Source organism: Chryseobacterium sp. RU37D, from assembly GCF_900156075.1.
Lineage (GTDB): Bacteria > Bacteroidota > Bacteroidia > Flavobacteriales > Weeksellaceae > Chryseobacterium.
This window is the reverse complement of the sequence record NZ_FTMM01000002.1, coordinates 67,538-84,696: the sequence shown is the minus strand read 5'-3', so window position 1 is coordinate 84,696 and position 17,159 is coordinate 67,538. Positions and strand designations below refer to the sequence as shown.

Sequence of the window (17,159 nt, the reverse complement as noted above, 5' to 3'; positions counted from 1 at the left end):
ATATGGAAACACAAAAGTTTAGTTATGACAACAGTATTGTCCGGGCATTTCTTTATGCGACCGTAGTTTTCGGGATCATAGGGTTTTTGTTTGGGCTTACAGCTGCATTAATGCTTTTCTACCCTGAGCTTCCGGAATTCTTTTTTGGAACAGATGACACAACCATAAAGAGTATTGGTGGTGGCATTCAGGGCTTAATAAATACACATGGGGCATTTGGATTCGGAAGGATCAGAATGCTGCACACAACCACTGTGATTTTTGCATTCGTAATGAATGTTGTTTATGTAGGAGTTTATTACTCATTACAGAGATTATTAAAAACAAGAATGTACAGTGATACGTTGTCATGGATCCACTTCTGGACATGGCAGATCATGATCATTGTAACTTATATCACATTCTTTATGGGGATCAACACCTCTAAAGAATATGCAGAGCATGAATGGCCTATCGATATTTTAATCGCATTCTCATGGATCATTTTCGGGGCAAATATGTTCTTAACTATTGCAAAAAGAAGAGTAAGACACCTTTATGTAGCAATCTGGTTCTATATCGGTACTTGGATCGCAGTAGCAATGCTACACATCTTTAATAACTTGGAAGTTCCATTATCTTTCACAGGTTGGAAATCTTATTCAGCTTATGCAGGGGTAAAAGATGCCATTGTACAATGGTGGTACGGTCACAATGCGGTTGCTTTCGTATTAACAACTCCGGTTCTTGGTTTGATGTATTATTTCTTACCTAAAGCTGCAGACAGACCTGTATTCTCATATAAATTATCTATTATTCACTTCTGGTCATTAATCTTCGTATATATCTGGGCTGGTCCTCACCACCTTCAGTATACAGCTTTACCGGCTTGGGCTCAGGCGGTAGGAACAGGTTTCTCTATCATGCTTATTGCACCATCTTGGGGAGGTATGCTAAACGGACTTCTCACATTGAGAGGAGCTTGGGATAAAGTAAGAGAAAATCCTATTTTGAAATTCTTCGTTGTAGCTGTTACGTGTTATGGTATGGCAACTTTCGAAGGACCGCTTTTGGCAACAAAAAATATTAATAAAATTGGTCACTTTACAGACTGGGTTATTGGCCACGTACACTTAGGTGCACTTGGATGGAATGGTTTCATGGCATTCGGTGTTATCTATTATTTGATCCCAATCTTGTGGAGAACTAAATTATATTCTACAAAATTAGCTAACTGGCATTTCTGGTTAGGAACGTTAGGTATCATTTTCTATGCGGTACCAATGTATATTTCAGGTTTCACTCAAGGGTTAATGTGGAAACAATTTAATCCGGACGGAACTTTAGTTTGGAAAAACTGGTTGGATACAGTTACAGCTATTATTCCTTACTTTAAAATGAGATTCGTAGGAGGTTTATTCTATCTTTCAGGAGCATTATTAATGGTTGTAAACCTTATTGCTACCGTAAGAAAAGGATCATTCCAGAAAGATGTCCCTGCAGAAGCTCCGGCATTGGCAAATGTTAGCCCTAAACGTAAAGAAGGAGAAGGAACTCACCTTTGGTTGGAAAGAACTCCTGTATTATTAGGTATTTTATCTTTATTAACGATCTCAATCGGTAGTATGGTGGAAATTATCCCTACTCTATCTTTGAAGAAAAGTGTACCTACCATTTCAGCAGTAAAACCATATTCTCCACTGGAATTAGAAGGTAGAGATATCTATATCAGAGAAGGATGTAATGCTTGTCACTCGCAGATGGTAAGGCCATTCAGAGATGAGATTACAAGATTCAACGGGAAAAACGGACAGTATTCTAAAGCCGGGGAATTTGTTTATGACAGACCATTCCTTTGGGGATCTAAAAGAACAGGACCGGATTTGCAAAGAGAAGGTGGTAAAAACCCAAGTTCTTGGCACTATAAGCACATGTACAACCCAAGATCTACATCTGCAGGTTCTATCATGCCTCGTTACCCTTGGTTAGCATACACAGACTTAGACAGATCTAAAATGGTTGATAAAATGAAGCTAATGAAGAGTGCATTTGATGTGCCTTACACAAAAGCAGAAATCGATTCTGCAAATTCATGGGCAGATGGGCAGGCTACTAAAATTGTAAGAGATATCTTCTCAGAAGCATCAGACTTAAAAGATGCTTATGCTAAAAGACCTAAAGGAGAATTGGAGAAAAAAGAAGTCGTAGCTCTAATCTCTTACCTTCAAAGATTAGGAACAGATATCAAAACAACTGAAATAAAAACAGCAAGTAATAACTAAATATTAAAAGTATCATACCATGATACCTCAGAACTTTAAAGACATATTATCCAATACAGAAAATGCTGGTTTCTACCAGACCTTGGCTCTGATTTTCTTTTTGCTGTTCTTCATCGCTTTAGTAATTTATGTTTTTAGCAGGCCTAAAAAATATTACAAAGAAGAAGAAGCAGCACCTCTGCAGGATGATGAAAATAATGATTTTAATTTAAAAAATTAACTACTTATTATGAAACAAAGAACACCGGTTGTTGTAAACATTTTAATAATAATTGGACTTTTAATAGTTTTTTATTATCTGTTTGTACAAAGTTATGCTTTCTTAGGATCACCATATTTCTGGGGAACTGTAGTAATCGCTGGTATTTTAGCATACATCCACAGTGCGATCGGGGACTTGATTGAGAATAACAAATTCAAAAAATTGTCTCCAGAAGAGAAAGCAGCTTATTTAGCTGAGAAAAAAGTTCCTTATCTAAAAAGATTATACAATGCAGCATTCAAAAAGCAATCTGCAGCTGAAGAAAAGGATATTCTTATCGACCATGGTTTCGACGGAATTATGGAGCTTGATAATGCTTTACCAAAATGGTGGGTAGGTTTATTCTATTTTGGGACTGCTTTTTGTATTGTATATATCTGCGCATTCTCTTTCACAAATTTCGCTCACCCGTTAAGCGAGTATGAGCAAGAATATAAGGAGCAATTAGCAAGCATTGAAGAATATCAAAAATCTCAGCCTCCTGTAACAATTGAAACTGCTAAATATTCAGCAGATAACATCGCAGAAGGTAAAGAATTATTCAAAACAAACTGTGCTTCTTGCCACAAAGAAAATGGTAGTGGGGGTATCGGACCAAACCTTACTGATAACTATTGGATTAACCAGCCAGAAAAAACGTTATTCAAAAACGTATTCCATATGGACTGGAATGGTTCGCCTAACAACCCTGCAATGAGACCATTCGGTAAAAACGGAGAAGTTTCTGGTGCTGAAATCGAAAAAATTGCAGCGTATGTTTACCACATCAACCAAGAACAACCTCCTGTAACACCCGCTCAAGGTGGAGCAGCTCCTCAGGGAACTGAAGCTCATTGGGAAAAAGAATAATTTTAAATAAAAAATTAAAACATATGAAAAAACATAATTTGTTATTAGATTAAAAAATAGTAACGAATTATGTTTTTCTTTTTTTAAAACATTACTAAAATGTCAGACATAGAAGAAATAGAAGTACGCGGCGGACAGGGACAGGTTCTGGACCCTGAGACTTACAGAGATTCTATAGGGACAATGGAGCAATCCGGAAAGAGAAAATGGGTATTTCCGAGAAAGCCGAAAGGAAAGTATACCAATTATAGAAGCATTGTAGCCTATATTTTATTAATCATTTATTTTGTAGTGCCATTCATGAAAATAAATGGCAATCCATTCTTTTTATTCAACGTTATCGATAGAGAGTTTTTCATTTTTGGACAGCCATTCTATCCACAAGACTTTTTTATCCTTACTTTAGGAGCTATTGCATCATTAATATTTATCATCATTTTTACGATTGCATTCGGAAGAATTTTCTGCGGATGGATTTGTCCTCAGACAATTTTTATGGAATCTATCTTCCGTAAAATTGAATATTTAATAGAAGGTGACAGAAACAAGCAAATGAAGCTGGACAGACAAGAGTGGAACAGTGAAAAAATCTGGAAAAGAAGTCTGAAATGGTCAATTTACATTGTAATTTCTTTAGTTATCACTCACTTTATGCTCATGTATATTGTTGGATACAAAGAAATTTTCAGGATTATATCAGAAGGACCTTTTGCTCACCCTTCGAATTTCATCATTATGGTTCTTTTTACTGCTGCATTTTATTTTGTATTTGCGTGGTTCAGAGAGCAGGTTTGTACGCTGGTTTGTCCATATGGAAGATTGCAGGGAGTTTTGATCGATAAAGATACCATCAATGTTTTCTATGATTTTAAAAGAGGGGAAAACAGAGCAAAATGGAGAAAAGGCGAAGACAGAAAAGCAGCCGGAAAAGGAGATTGTATCGATTGTCACCAATGCGTTGTGGTTTGTCCTACCGGAATTGATATTAGAGACGGACAACAATTAGAATGTATCAACTGTACAGCTTGTATTGATGCCTGCGATGAAGTAATGGAAAAAGTAGGTCTACCAAAAGGACTGATTCGTTATGCTTCTGAAAACGAAATTGAGAAAGAAACAGATTTCAAATTTACAGGAAGAATGAAAGGCTTTGCCGTTGTTCTTGCATTATTGATTGGATTTCTTGGATTCTTGCTTTACAATCGAGGAGAAATGGAAGCCAAATTCATCAAACCTGCAGGAAGCACATTCTTTGTACATGACGGAAAAATTACCAATACCTACAATTACACTTTCTTAAACAAAACCAATGAAAAGAAAATCGTAACCATTAAGGTAGTAGACCCAAAACACGGTGAAGTCATCTACTCCGGATCAAGCAAAATTACTGTAGAAAGAGATAAGATCACGAAAGGAACCATCAATATCAACTTCCCTGAAAATGAGATGAATCTTTCTAAACAGAATATCACCATCGGTGTTTATGATATGAAGGGGAAACTCGTAGACTCTTACCAGACCTATTTTGAAGGACCATTTAAACTACAATTTTAATTTTTTAAAAATGAAAAACTTTAGTTGGGGACACGGTGTTGTCATCGCATTATTTGCATTTATAGCTTTTATTTTATCCATGTTGTTTCTTTTCCCGAACGGGCAGAAAAACTCCGAAATGGTAACAGATAATTACTATGAAGAAGAATTGAAATACCAGGATGTAATTGACGCCAAAAAAAGAGCCGACCAATTGCAGGAAAAACCGGTTTACAGCCAGGATAAAAACGGAATTAAAATAACATTCCCGAAAGACTACGACAATTCTAATACCTCGGTAAAATTTGTTTTAAACAGAACTGACGACGAGAATCTGGATATACATAAATCTGTACAGCTTGATTCCACTAAATCTTTTTTAATCCCCGCTCAGGTAATGAAAATGGGAAACTATACATTAAGATTAAGCTGGACCAAGGGCAAAACAGACTATAGAATGGATTATGACGTGATATGGAAATAACACTTATTATATCGGCAATCGCTCTCGGTTTCGGTTCCGGATTCCACTGTATAGGAATGTGCGGACCTATTGCTCTGTCGATGGGATTAACTAAACAACAGGCTACCAATTATTACCTTCAAAATCTCACATACCAATTCGGAAGAATTTTAACATATTCTCTTTTGGGTGCCATTTTGGGAATTATTGGAAAGGGCTTTGAGATGGCAGGTTTTCAAAGATATTTGACAATAGGTGTTGGAATTTTGTTGATCGTAATGGCTGTTTTTTCTTTTGGAGGTAAAGATTTTGCTTCAAAAATTCCATTTTTTTCTAAGTTTTTATTTAAAGTAAAATTAAATTTAGGAAAACTGCTTCAAAGAGCAGATTACCGCTCAAGATTCACGACAGGATTATTAAATGGATTTTTGCCGTGCGGAATGGTCTATATGGCTCTTACAGCCAGTCTTGCAAGCGGAGGAATTTGGCAGGGAGCTTTGTATATGGCTTTATTTGGATTAGGAACATTTCCTTTCATGTTTGCGGTGGTTTTAGCCGGAAATTTAATGAGTCAGGCATTCAGAATAAAAGTTTTAAAGGTGATCCCTGTTGTCATGATCATTTTAGGAGGATTATTTATTGTCAGAGGCCTGGAATTGGGAATTCCTTACATTTCTCCACCAGCCGAAGCGATGACGATTTCCAAAGACAATCAGGGGGATTGCCATTTACCCAGTGACCACAGCACACATGATCATAGGAAGGTTAATTGTCATTAATTAAATCTGATTTTACATGCACAAACCTAACAGGTTTTAAAAACCTGCTAGGTTTCTTTTTAAATGACAGAAAATAATAATTTGCAAACAAAAAACTCCGAAATTTTCGGAGTTTTCTTTATTTTTAAGTATGATAATCTAATTAATAACATCAAATCTCGCATATTCAGCGATTTTTTTCGGAAGCTTTATTCCATTTACAGTTTGATTATTTTCAAGCAAAGCAGCCATAATTCTAGGCAGCGCCATTGCAGAACCGTTCAGTGTATGAACCAATTGAGACTTTCCATCTGCCTTATAACGGCATTTCAACCTGTTAGCCTGAAAAGTTTCAAAATTAGAAACTGAACTTACCTCCAGCCACATTTCCTGAGCCGCACTCCAAACTTCAAAATCGTAAGTCATGGCAGAAGCAAAGCCTGTATCACCGCCGCAAAGCCTTAATATTCTGAAAGGTAATTCAAGATCCATTAAGATTTCCTTGATATGTTCTACCATTTCTTCCAATACTGCATAAGAATTTTCTGGTTTTTCAATTCTTACGATTTCTACTTTTTCAAACTGGTGAAGACGGTTCAAACCTCTTACATGGGCCCCGTAGCTTCCAGCTTCCCTTCTGTAGCACTGAGAGAATGCTGTATTTTTGATCGGCAAATCTTTTTCGTTGAAAAGAACATCGCGGTATAAATTCGTCACCGGAACCTCTGCGGTCGGAATTAAATACAAATCATCTTCCTCAATATAATACATCTGCCCTTCCTTATCAGGCAATTGCCCTGTCCCGTAACCGGAAGCCTCATTGATAACATGAGGTGGATTTACTTCCAAATATCCTTTTTCAACATTTTTATCCAAGAAATATTGAACCAGAGCTCGCTGCAGTCTTGCTCCTTTTCCCAGATAAACAGGGAAACCTGCACCGGCAATTTTCACTCCAAGTTCAAAATCAATAATATTATATTTTTTGGCAAGCTCCCAGTGAGGGATTGCACCTTCGCCGAGACCTTTTACATCATGAGACTGATAAATAATTTCATTATCGTCTGCAGAAGCACCATACTTCACCAGTTCATTTGGGATGTTGGGAATTTGATATAGAATATTCATCAAATCAAGCTCCACATTATCCAGTTCCTGCTCCAATTCTTTGCTGGACGATTTATATTGCGCTGTTTTAGATTTTGATAATTCTGCTTCTTCTTTTTTTCCTTCTTTCATTAAAATCCCTATTTCCTTGGAGATTCTGTTGATTTCGGAAAGCTGGGAATCCAATTCAAACTGAATTTTTTTTCTTTTTTCGTCAGTAGCAATAGCCTCATCTACCAATTCAAGATTCTTGAATTGTCTTTTCTTAAGACCTTCTAAAACGCGCTCTTTATTGTCGCGCAAAAAATTGACTTGTAACATTTTATTGAGATGTTAATTATTAGAATGTTGAGCTTAAAAAATCAACAGTTTTGCAAATTTAAAAAATTATTTTACGATAGTAACTACGTTTGAGGAACCCGGAGTTTTTGTAAACCTCAAAGTATCATTATAATAAACTTTCGAGACTTCAAAAACTGTGGGTGTCATCCGGTATTCTATTTTCAAGGTATCATTAATGGTATCCAGAATCGTGTTATTCAGCCTTTTAATCATTGCTAAAGCAATTATGGACTCATATCTTTTATTATTCAGATCCAGCGTATCCACTCCAATCCTTTTCGCACCCGCGATATATTCTATAAAAAGTGTAGAATCCGCAGTAGCCTTTAAGAAACTGTTCACAGGGGCATTATCTGAATTACCGTTGACATCATTCATGCTATATATAAAATAAGTCATATTTTTTTTTATATGAAATAAATCCCTTCCGGCACTATTTTTCATGTATATATTCAAGATCTGATCAATTTCCTGAAGATCATCATCGCCGTTTCTACAGCCTAGAAATGTGCAAAAAAATACCAGAAAGCCAAAAACAATATTCCTCATTCTTACAAAGATAAAAACTTATTTTAATTTTTGAATGATAAATTATTTAAACTCAAAATGTACACAGAAATTATCTTTTGATAACTTTCCTCAGTAGCAAATTAAATTCTTTTTTTGAAAGAAAAAAATCCTGAAAATGAAAGTCTGTTATTTGATAAAATCTCCAAAATAACAAAGCAGATGAAAGACAATAGGAAATGGAAGCAATTACACAAGCCCCTCTTATACCCCATTTCGGAATAATGAAAAACGAAGAGATTATAGTAAAAATCAAGCTGATAATTGCCTTTATATTTAAAATCCTTAACTTATTAATGCCCGCAAAATAATACCCGATAATGTTGCTTATCGCAATTGCTAAAATTCCGGGTGAAAGAAGTAAAACAATTTCTTTAGTCTGATTAAAATCTTTCCCAAAAATCATAGAATACACTTCTGCAGGAATTAGCAGCATGACCATAATAAACAATAAAGTAATCAGAAAGCTAATCCTTAAAGAAACTTTGGTCTTTTCAATGGCTTCATTTGAATTTTTGTTGTTTACAACATCCGCATAGAGTACTATAGAAAGGCTTCGGCTGACCGTCCAGATCGCCTCAGAAAAAGCAATCCCGACAGAAAAAACCCCAACACTTACAATACCTTTAAAATATTCGAGGAAATAAAAAGATACCCTATTATTAAGAAATTGTAAAAAAGCGCTCAATTGTGTCTTCCAACCATAATCGAATAATTTACCACAAATTGCTTTAGAAAAAGAAATATTTTTAAAATCACAATACTTTAAAACCTGAAAAATACTTATCAAAAACAAAACAGTAAAACAACTTATCTGTGCAATAAAATAAGATTCAACGGAAGTAATTTTAATGATATAGACAATTATTATGATAAAAATAATATGAATTATCTGTTGCAAAACAGTGTATAAATTAAACATTTTGATATTCTGCTGCCCGACAAACAAATTGATATTTGCGGCCAAAAGAGAAGACAATACAGAAAGTGCAATCAGGTAATTAGAATACTTCAGAGCATGATTAAAACTAAAAGTAATTGAAATTAAAACTCCAATAATAATTGACCATAAATACGCAAACAGTAAAATTTCCTCTGTTTTGTATTTCGAAGCGAAATAAGTCATGCTGCTCCCCACAAAAATATTAGCGAAAAAACTGATGATCGTAAGGTTGGCAATCACTATTGAGATAGCACCTTTTCCTGCACTTCCCCACATATTTGTGGAATAAATGACCAATCCGAAATTTAATATCAATATTAAAAACCGCGAAAAAAATGTTTTTAAAATAGTATTTTGCTTCATCTTACGTTATGGATTTTTGATGAAGTTTAAAAATGAACTTTTGATCACATTCCAGTTGAAATGCTTTTCGTATTCTCTTCGTGCATTTTGTGCATGTTTAGCATATAATTCAGGATTATTGATATATTGTAAAATATTATCTGCAATAGCTTCATAATTCTCAGGATCAACCAAAAAACCAAACTTTGAAACATCCATATGCTGCCTTGTTGCTTTAAGATTTGTATAGATTACAGGTTTTCCCGAAGCCGAGTAATAAAATATTTTAATAGGCAAGCAGTGATGATTTTCATAATTCATCGTTCGTAAATCAAAACAAATATCAGCATCAGCATATGATTTTGTAAAGCCTTCAAAGGATGCATTATTTCTTATTTCAATATTTTCAAACTTATACTTTTCAAGTAACCCAGAAAAATATTTTTTGTCTTTTTCTTTTTTGGAGCCACCAATCAATAATATTACAATATTCAAATCAGGCTTCTTTTTTCTTAAATTATCAATTACAGCAAAAAAATTCCCGACTCCTTTTTCTTCTGAAAATTGGCCTGTATAGCAAAGATTAATCTTATCAGGAACAAGTGTATTTATCTGCTTATGAACATAAATATCATCCGGATAATAAGGCAAAATAATTGACTTTTTAAACGGAAAAAAATAAGCTAAAGGAAATTTTTTCGTTTCTTCTCCAAAAATATAATGGCTGCTTATCCAGCCCGCAAATAACTGAATTAAAAAAAATTTCACCACATGAAAAACCTTTAAAGGAAATGAAAAGCTTTCAACCATCCTCATGGATGGATACCATTCGGTAATATCATAAATAATACTGATTTTTTTCTTTTTCTTAAACTTCCTGGCAGCTATAACGGCTAAAGGCTCAGAACAAATAATATACTCGGGCTGAAAGGAATCGCAAACTCTTTCGAAAACTCTCGTTTTCTCTTCCGTGCTCTTATCCAAAACCGAATAAGATTCTATTTCGATACCATCAATAAAGCCCCGAAATTCTGACGATAAACTGCAAATTTTCACCTGATCTCCCTGATCTTTGAGCGCTTTTGCCTGATGATAAAAAATCCTATCATCATCATATCGGTGAGCGGTGGTTAAAAAAAGAATTTTCGCCATTCTGGTTTTTAGAATAATTTTCACTAAATCCCATTTATTTAAGGATTTTTCATAAATATACTTTAAGCAAAAAAAGCGGAATAGTTCCACTTTCTTTTTTATTAATTATATGTAATCTTATTTAATCCCGGCAGCCCAGCTTCTTTCAAATGGCAGAAGAAAATTTCCTATAAATTCCATATACGTATTTTTTGAAAAGTCAAACACCTGGATGTCTTTAGAAATTTCGCCACTTTTAATTTTTGACTTAAAATCAAAAAGTTTTAACGTTTTTACCTCTCCATTTTCTACATAGCTCGCCTTCATCCGGTCGAAAAGCCCCAGCTGATACTGCTCGTCAATCTCTTTCATCGCCTTTCCTAACGCGTCAATGCTGCATCCCGAAGCCATTTCTTTTTCTTCATCTACGCAGATAACAATAAACTGGTTTTTTTCAATTTTAAAAGATGAGGAAAGTGGTTTCCCATGCGCCGCCCAAGTCGCCAAAAAATCAAACAATTTTTCTGTAATTGCTTTTGCCTCTTTAGTTTCTAAAGGCCTTGACGCTGGATATATGATCACCCTATAATCGTTTGTTTCTACTATGCTTGATTCTTCAATCTTCATTTCTGATAATTTAAAGTATAAAATTAAGCAATTTTCCTGAGTTTAAAGCCATTATATTTTTTGCTTAATGAATACAAAAACATAATTAAGAGCAGAATAATAAATCCGAAAAAGAATCTCAAACCAGCTGAGTGGGGGAAAAATAAAAATTTAATATAAATATTTACAAAAATACAAGCTGAAAAAATACGAATCCACCAGTCTTTAGAATAGAAAAATATCAACTCTAAAAGCCCAAAAGATATAAAACTTACCCTTTTAAATTTCAATACTTTAATTAAAATAATATCCAAATATTCATTCAGCCCAAAATTCGCCGGTTGTTGTGAAATAATCGGTCTTCGGTAGATAATACAATATCATTACAAATCATCCGCCTCTGTAAGAAGCTCAACAATATCTTTTACAGCAACTTCTCCATTTTTGTTAAAATGCTTTACTCCGTCTGTCATCATGGTATTACAGAACGGGCAACCTGTAGCAATTACCTTAGGTTCCAAAGACAGCGCTTCTTCCGTTCTTTCAATATTGATATCTTTTTTACCTTTTTCCGGCTCTTTAAACATCTGCGCACCACCCGCTCCACAACAAAGCCCGTTGGTTTTGCAGCGCTTCATTTCTACAAGCTCTGCATCAAGTTTTTCCAGCAAAACTCTTGGCGCTTCATATTCATTATTGGCTCTTCCAAGATAGCACGGATCATGGAAAGTGATTTTTTTCCCTCTGAAAGCACCGCCTTCGATTTTCAACCTGCCTTCTTCCATAAGAGTTTTAAGGAATTGCGTATGATGAACAACCTCATAATGACCGCCCAAGCTGGGATATTCATTTTTAAGGGTATTGAAACAATGCGGGCAAGCCGTTACGATTTTTTTCACTTCATAAGCGTTCAGAATTTCGATATTTGTCAACGCCATCATTTGAAAAATAAATTCATTTCCCGCCCGTTTTGCAGGATCGCCCGTACAGCTTTCTTCCTGGCCTAAAACAGCAAATTTAACGCCTATTTTATTTAATATTTTGCAAAATGCTTTCGTAATTTTTTTAGCACGGTCATCAAAACTTCCCGAGCAGCCTACCCAGAATAAAACTTCAGGTGATTTTCCTTCGGCAGCATATTCTGCCATTGTTTTTATATTGAAATCCATTGTTGTCAATTTGAAAATGTGAGAATTCGAGAATCTGAAAACGCCTATAAAGTCAATTTTCAAATTTTCAAATTGTTTAATTATCTAATTTTCTGTTGCCCAGTTCAGACGGTCTGCCTGATTATACTGCCAAGGCGCAGCATTATTTTCTACATTGGTCATCATAAGATTTAACTCCTGTGGTGCCGCAGACTGCTCCATCACAAGGAATCTTCTCATTTCAAAAATAATAGAAAGCGGATCAAGCAATATCGGGCAAGCCTCCGTACATGCATTACATGTCGTACAAGCCCAAAGCTCTTCTTTTGTAATATAATCATTCAAAAGTTTCTTTCCGTCATCAACAAAGCTTCCATTTTTATCAATATTTTTACCAACTTCTTCCAGACGGTCTCTGGTTTTCATTAAAATTAATCTTGGAGAAAGCTTTTTGCCTGTAATATTTGCAGGACAAACGGCTGTACAACGCCCGCATTCCGTACAGGAATATGCGTTCAGCAGCTGCACCTGGTTCAAATCAAAAACATCTTCTGCACCAAATTTAGACGAAACTTCGGTTTCCTCTTCTGCCGGAGCAGCGTAAGGGTCTGCGTTAGGATCCATCATTAATTTAATTTCTTTGGTAACAGATTCCAGATTATTGAATTTTCCTTTTTTCTCCAGATTAGCGTACCAAGTACTAGGGAAAGCGAGGATAATATGTAAATGTTTTGAATAATAAAGATAATTCATAAAGAATAAAATCCCTACAAAATGAAACCACCATGCAGCTCTTTCGATAAGGAAAAGAAATCCGTTATCAAAGCTGAAAACTTCAAGAAACGGAATAAAAGATCTTTCGGTTATCGGAAAAGATCCTAAATGATGAAACCCTTCAAAACCTCTCATCTGAAGAATATAGTCTGAGGAATTCATGGTGAAGAAAGCCATCATTAGAGCAAACTCGATGATAAGAATCCAATTGGCATCCTGTTTTGGCCATCCAAAAAGCTCCTTCATTGTTAATCTTTTCACACCGTAAAAATTTCTACGGATAAAGAATGTTACAACTCCGATTACTACTAAAAAAGCCAGAATTTCTAAAGTTGCAGTAAAGACACTGTAAAAACCATTCCCTACAATTGTCGCTAAAAACCGATGTGTCCCGAAAATACCGTCAACAACGATCTCAAGAAGCTCAATATTAATAATGATAAAGCCAACATAGACAAAAAGGTGAAGGATTCCAGCAATAGGGCGTTTCCCCATTTTGCTTTGCCCCATTGCCACATTTACCATGGTAGCCCAGCGTTCGCCTTTCCTGTTGTTTCGGTTGATTTCTCGTCCTAACCTTATGTTTCTGTATATCTTTCGCAGACTTTTTGCAAAGAGCCCCAAACCTGCAACTAATAAAATCAGAAAAATTATATTATCAATATATTGCATTGCTATGTATTAGTCTTTATTATTCTTGCCAAATACCGAGAAATTAATGTATCTCTTTGGATTTGCTTTCATGTCTTCGATTAATGAATTCAGGTTGGTAGATGCAGAATTTAAATTGTTATACAACTGCTCATCTTTCATCAGTTTTCCTAAACTTCCCTGTCCGTTGTTGATCCCACCAATTACATCATTAAGTCTTCCTACTGTTGCATCTAAATTGGAAATGGCAGCATTCAATTTTTTAGTATCAATGCTTTCTGCGAGGTTTCCGTATTTATCTAAAGTAACTTTACCAGTCTGCATTGTAACACTTGCATCATCCAATACTTTCTGAAGCTTCGGATCATTGTGGCCAACCAAAGTATTAACACTTCCTGCTGTTGTTTGTAATGCCGCTACAGTTTTATTAAGATTTGAAAGCAAAGCCCTTATTTCTGCCCTATTTTGATCATCAACGATTTGGTTTGCATTAGACATTAAGGAATCTACACGATATAACACCGTCTGTAATTGATCTTTCACCGGACCTACCTGAGAAGAAAGGCTTCCCAAAGTTCCCAATTTAAAAGCACCTTGTAATGTATCACCATCTTTTGCTGTTGCTCCTCCGTAAGCAAGATTTACCCTCATCTCTTTTCCGGACATCAATCCCGGCTCAAAAATCTCCAGTGTTGAATTTTTTGAAAACTCAAAATTATTATCAATCGTGATTTTTACAACGAAATTGATTTTCCCGTCTTTTGCCGTATGAGGAATGATCTTATCGACCTGCCCCACCTTCAAACCATTAATAGAAACGGGTGAAGATTGTGCCAATCCTTCTACATTGTCGTACTTTGCGTAAAATATATTATCGGTAGTAAATAGGCTTCTGCCCTTCATAAATTGAAATAAGATCACGAAACCAACTATGGCTATAAGTGCGATCACACCAGCTTTTAATTCTTTACTGAACTTCACTTGCTAAATTTTTTCTAATGAGCAAATATACTACATTTAAAATTAATGTTTTTCTGTATTGCTCTGCGCTAAATACAAAAAAGCGGCAAAAAATTTGCCGCTTTTTATCTCATTAATTAATTTCTTATTGTTGCTGAGAACCTAATTTATTCCAAATCTCGATTCTGTAGTCATCAATATCAGCATTATCCTGCAAACTCTTTAGCCAGGCCTGACCAAACATCCCTGCATTTCTCTGATTAATTGATTCTGTAAACTGCTTAAGATCTCCAGGCTGTTTGTTTACCGTCTCGTTCTTTTTAATTAAAACATAAACTCCTGTTCCCCCTTCAACCGGTTTAGAAAGCTGTCCTTTCTTCACCCCGAATGCCGCCCCTGCAACTTTTGGCTCCATAGAACCTGCTACAGATGGGTTTAACAGATTAACCTGCGCAGACTGTTTTGTGGTTCCGAACTGTTTTGCAATCTGATCTAAGCTTCCTGCCTTTCCAATTTTTTCGGAAATCTGTTTTGCAGCTAATTTATTTTTAACCACAACTTCAATCTGATCTCTTACAGATTCAGGATCCGCAGTTCCTTTTTCCTGCTTACCATTTAGATAAACTACAATTTTATCTCCTGTTCCGTCTACAGTAAAGAATTCAGTATCTCCTTTTTCTCTCTTTTTATCGAAAGCCCAAGCCAGGATTTCTGCATCTTTATCTGTTCCTAACCCCTGAAGCTGACCGTCAAATCTTTTTGCCTGCTTAGGATTTGAGAACTTATAGTTTCCTTTCTTAGCAATATTAACGAAATCGTTGAAAGATTTTCCTTGAACTTGTTGGATGAATCTTCTTGCTTTCTTATCAGTTTCAGCTTCTGTGGCATCAGAAGGCTTAACAGCTTTTACTAAGTTTGCCACTTTGTAAGCCATTGCTCCAGGTTTCTTATCTTCAATATTGATGATATGATAACCGAACTGAGTTTCTACAACACCTGTTGCACCTTTAGGATTGTTCGCCAAATACTTTAAGAATTCAGGAACGAAAGGCGTTTCAGGAGTTGTCCATCCAAGACTACCCCCTTGTGCAGCAGAGTTTGGATCGTTAGATAATTTAAGGAATTCTGTGAATTTACCAGGATTAGCTTTTACAATAGCTCCGATGGAATCTGCCAATTTCTTAGCCTGTTCTTTAGATCTTGTAACACCTTCTCCTGCAGGGCTTCCTTTGAAAGCAATAAGAATATGTCTAGACAATGTAGAATCTGAAGTCTTTTTGTTCAAAAGTTTAGAAACTACATAGAAGTTTTGCTCTTTGTATGGCCCGAACATCTGTCCTATAGCAGCAGAAGGAATCTGTGTCTGGATAGTCTGCGGCAATTGATTTGGCTTCAAATACTGAGGGCTGAAAGGCATATCAGAGTTTGCCATTACAAACATAGAGTCGTTTTTGGTATTCTGGAAATTTTCTGTACCTCCACTAGCATCAGTACCTCCTGAAAACAGTTTAGTAATTTCTTTCTGAGCCATCGCATCATCTGCTGCGCTTGGCTGAGAAGGAAAATAAACGATCCCTAAGTTTCTGCTCTCATCAGCTTTAAACATTATAGGATGTTGTTTGATATAATTTGCTAAATCTTCAGTAGTAACTTTGATATTATTTTTTTGAAGGTAAGAAGCGTAATCAATTTTCACAAAGTCGATATCAGCCAGCTGATCTCTCTGTTTCATTAATTCTTCCGCCTCTTTTTTACCTGTGGTAATACCTTGAGAAATATTAGCAAAAACCTGTCTCGCCATCAATCTGTACTCGATTGTTTTTCTGGTTTTCAACCATTGGTTGTACCCTTCCGGCGACGCAGCCTTCATATCTTCGATTTGTTTTTTAAGCTCCTGAGTTTTGAAATTACCTTTCTCATCAAAGAACTGCTTCTGCTGAGCAAACATCTGATCATACTGGATTTGGTTCCAGAAATAATCTTCCGTCATTTCAAAGCCCAGCTTTTCGAATTGCTGCTTGATCAGTTTCGATTGTACGAGCAATTGCCAAGCCTGTTCTTCAAGACCTGACTTTGGCTGACCCTGCTGATCCGCCTGCTGCTGCAACACGAAAAGCTGATCATTAAACTCTTCACGGGTAATTTTCTCACCATTTACTTTTCCTAAAACATCAGGATTTTTACCAAAAACCTTATCAATACTATCGGGGTTTACAAGGAACGCCAAAAGCGCCAATGCAATTACTCCCATCAAAAGCCAAGGTCTACTCCTAATTTGTCCTAAAATTGCCATTATATAAATTATAGTTTTTTATCAGTTTGCGAAAATACACATTTTTAAGAAATTACGGAAGTATAAGCTCTTTATTTTAAGTTTAAAAATTTAATTTTTATAAAAAAGGAAATTTTGACCATATTTTTTAGTAAAAAACGAATGGCATACCTCTTGTGCAATTTAAACT

At 35.5% G+C, this 17,159-nt stretch carries 15 protein-coding genes; 6 read left to right on the top strand and 9 right to left on the bottom strand.

Annotated elements, in window-relative coordinates; all coding sequences use genetic code 11:
• The first annotated feature begins 2 nt into the window (after positions 1-2).
• From ccoN to BW926_RS01280, 6 genes are all read left to right on the top strand, one after another.
• Positions 3-2,261 carry a cytochrome-c oxidase, cbb3-type subunit I gene (gene ccoN, locus BW926_RS01305; RefSeq protein WP_076443593.1) on the top strand — a complete coding sequence of 753 codons (2,259 nt, stop codon included), beginning with the start codon at positions 3-5 and terminating at the stop codon, positions 2,259-2,261.
• 19 nt (positions 2,262-2,280) lie between these two features.
• Positions 2,281-2,481, top strand: coding sequence for a CcoQ/FixQ family Cbb3-type cytochrome c oxidase assembly chaperone (locus tag BW926_RS01300; protein ID WP_076443592.1), 201 nt, complete (start codon positions 2,281-2,283; stop codon positions 2,479-2,481).
• Between the two features lie 9 nt (positions 2,482-2,490).
• The gene (locus BW926_RS01295) at positions 2,491-3,372 is read left to right on the top strand and encodes a cbb3-type cytochrome c oxidase N-terminal domain-containing protein (RefSeq protein ID WP_076443591.1); all 882 of its coding nucleotides are present in this window, start codon (positions 2,491-2,493) and stop codon (positions 3,370-3,372) included.
• 99 nt (positions 3,373-3,471) lie between these two features.
• Positions 3,472-4,926, top strand: coding sequence for a cytochrome c oxidase accessory protein CcoG (ccoG, locus tag BW926_RS01290; protein WP_076443590.1), 1,455 nt, complete (start codon positions 3,472-3,474; stop codon positions 4,924-4,926).
• 10 nt (positions 4,927-4,936) lie between these two features.
• Positions 4,937-5,389: a FixH family protein gene (locus tag BW926_RS01285; protein ID WP_076443589.1), complete on the top strand. Its 453-nt coding sequence runs from the start codon at positions 4,937-4,939 to the stop codon at positions 5,387-5,389.
• On the top strand, positions 5,380-6,147 hold the full coding sequence (locus BW926_RS01280) for a sulfite exporter TauE/SafE family protein (protein WP_076443588.1): 768 nt from the start codon (positions 5,380-5,382) through the stop codon (positions 6,145-6,147). Before BW926_RS01285 ends, BW926_RS01280 begins: the two co-directional genes overlap by 10 nt.
• Before the next feature lie 138 nt (positions 6,148-6,285).
• On the opposite strand, the gene serS is transcribed toward BW926_RS01280, so the two are convergent.
• From serS to BW926_RS01235, 9 genes are all read right to left on the bottom strand, one after another.
• Positions 6,286-7,554 (bottom strand): serine--tRNA ligase, encoded by a 1,269-nt coding sequence (gene serS, locus BW926_RS01275; RefSeq protein ID WP_076443587.1) that lies wholly within the window; start codon positions 7,552-7,554, stop codon positions 6,286-6,288.
• A gap of 66 nt (positions 7,555-7,620) precedes the next feature.
• Positions 7,621-8,124 (bottom strand): hypothetical protein, encoded by a 504-nt coding sequence (locus tag BW926_RS01270; RefSeq protein WP_076443586.1) that lies wholly within the window; start codon positions 8,122-8,124, stop codon positions 7,621-7,623.
• A 70-nt stretch (positions 8,125-8,194) separates the two neighbouring features.
• Positions 8,195-9,400 carry an MATE family efflux transporter gene (locus tag BW926_RS01265; RefSeq protein WP_228403369.1) on the bottom strand — a complete coding sequence of 402 codons (1,206 nt, stop codon included), beginning with the start codon at positions 9,398-9,400 and terminating at the stop codon, positions 8,195-8,197.
• Between the two features lie 54 nt (positions 9,401-9,454).
• Positions 9,455-10,579 (bottom strand): glycosyltransferase, encoded by a 1,125-nt coding sequence (locus tag BW926_RS01260; RefSeq protein WP_076443681.1) that lies wholly within the window; start codon positions 10,577-10,579, stop codon positions 9,455-9,457.
• Between the two features lie 117 nt (positions 10,580-10,696).
• Positions 10,697-11,185, bottom strand: a complete 489-nt coding sequence (locus BW926_RS01255; RefSeq protein ID WP_076443584.1) for a hypothetical protein — start codon at positions 11,183-11,185, stop codon at positions 10,697-10,699.
• Positions 11,186-11,547: 362 nt separating this feature from the next.
• Positions 11,548-12,333, bottom strand: coding sequence for a (Fe-S)-binding protein (locus tag BW926_RS01250; RefSeq protein ID WP_076443583.1), 786 nt, complete (start codon positions 12,331-12,333; stop codon positions 11,548-11,550).
• 84 nt (positions 12,334-12,417) lie between these two features.
• Positions 12,418-13,758, bottom strand: coding sequence for a 4Fe-4S dicluster domain-containing protein (locus tag BW926_RS01245; protein ID WP_076443582.1), 1,341 nt, complete (start codon positions 13,756-13,758; stop codon positions 12,418-12,420).
• A 9-nt stretch (positions 13,759-13,767) separates the two neighbouring features.
• Entirely contained in the window at positions 13,768-14,718 is a 951-nt protein-coding gene (locus tag BW926_RS01240; RefSeq protein ID WP_076443581.1) for an MlaD family protein, read from the bottom strand.
• A gap of 124 nt (positions 14,719-14,842) precedes the next feature.
• Positions 14,843-16,990, bottom strand: coding sequence for a peptidylprolyl isomerase (locus BW926_RS01235; protein ID WP_076443580.1), 2,148 nt, complete (start codon positions 16,988-16,990; stop codon positions 14,843-14,845).
• Positions 16,991-17,159 lie beyond the last annotated feature (169 nt).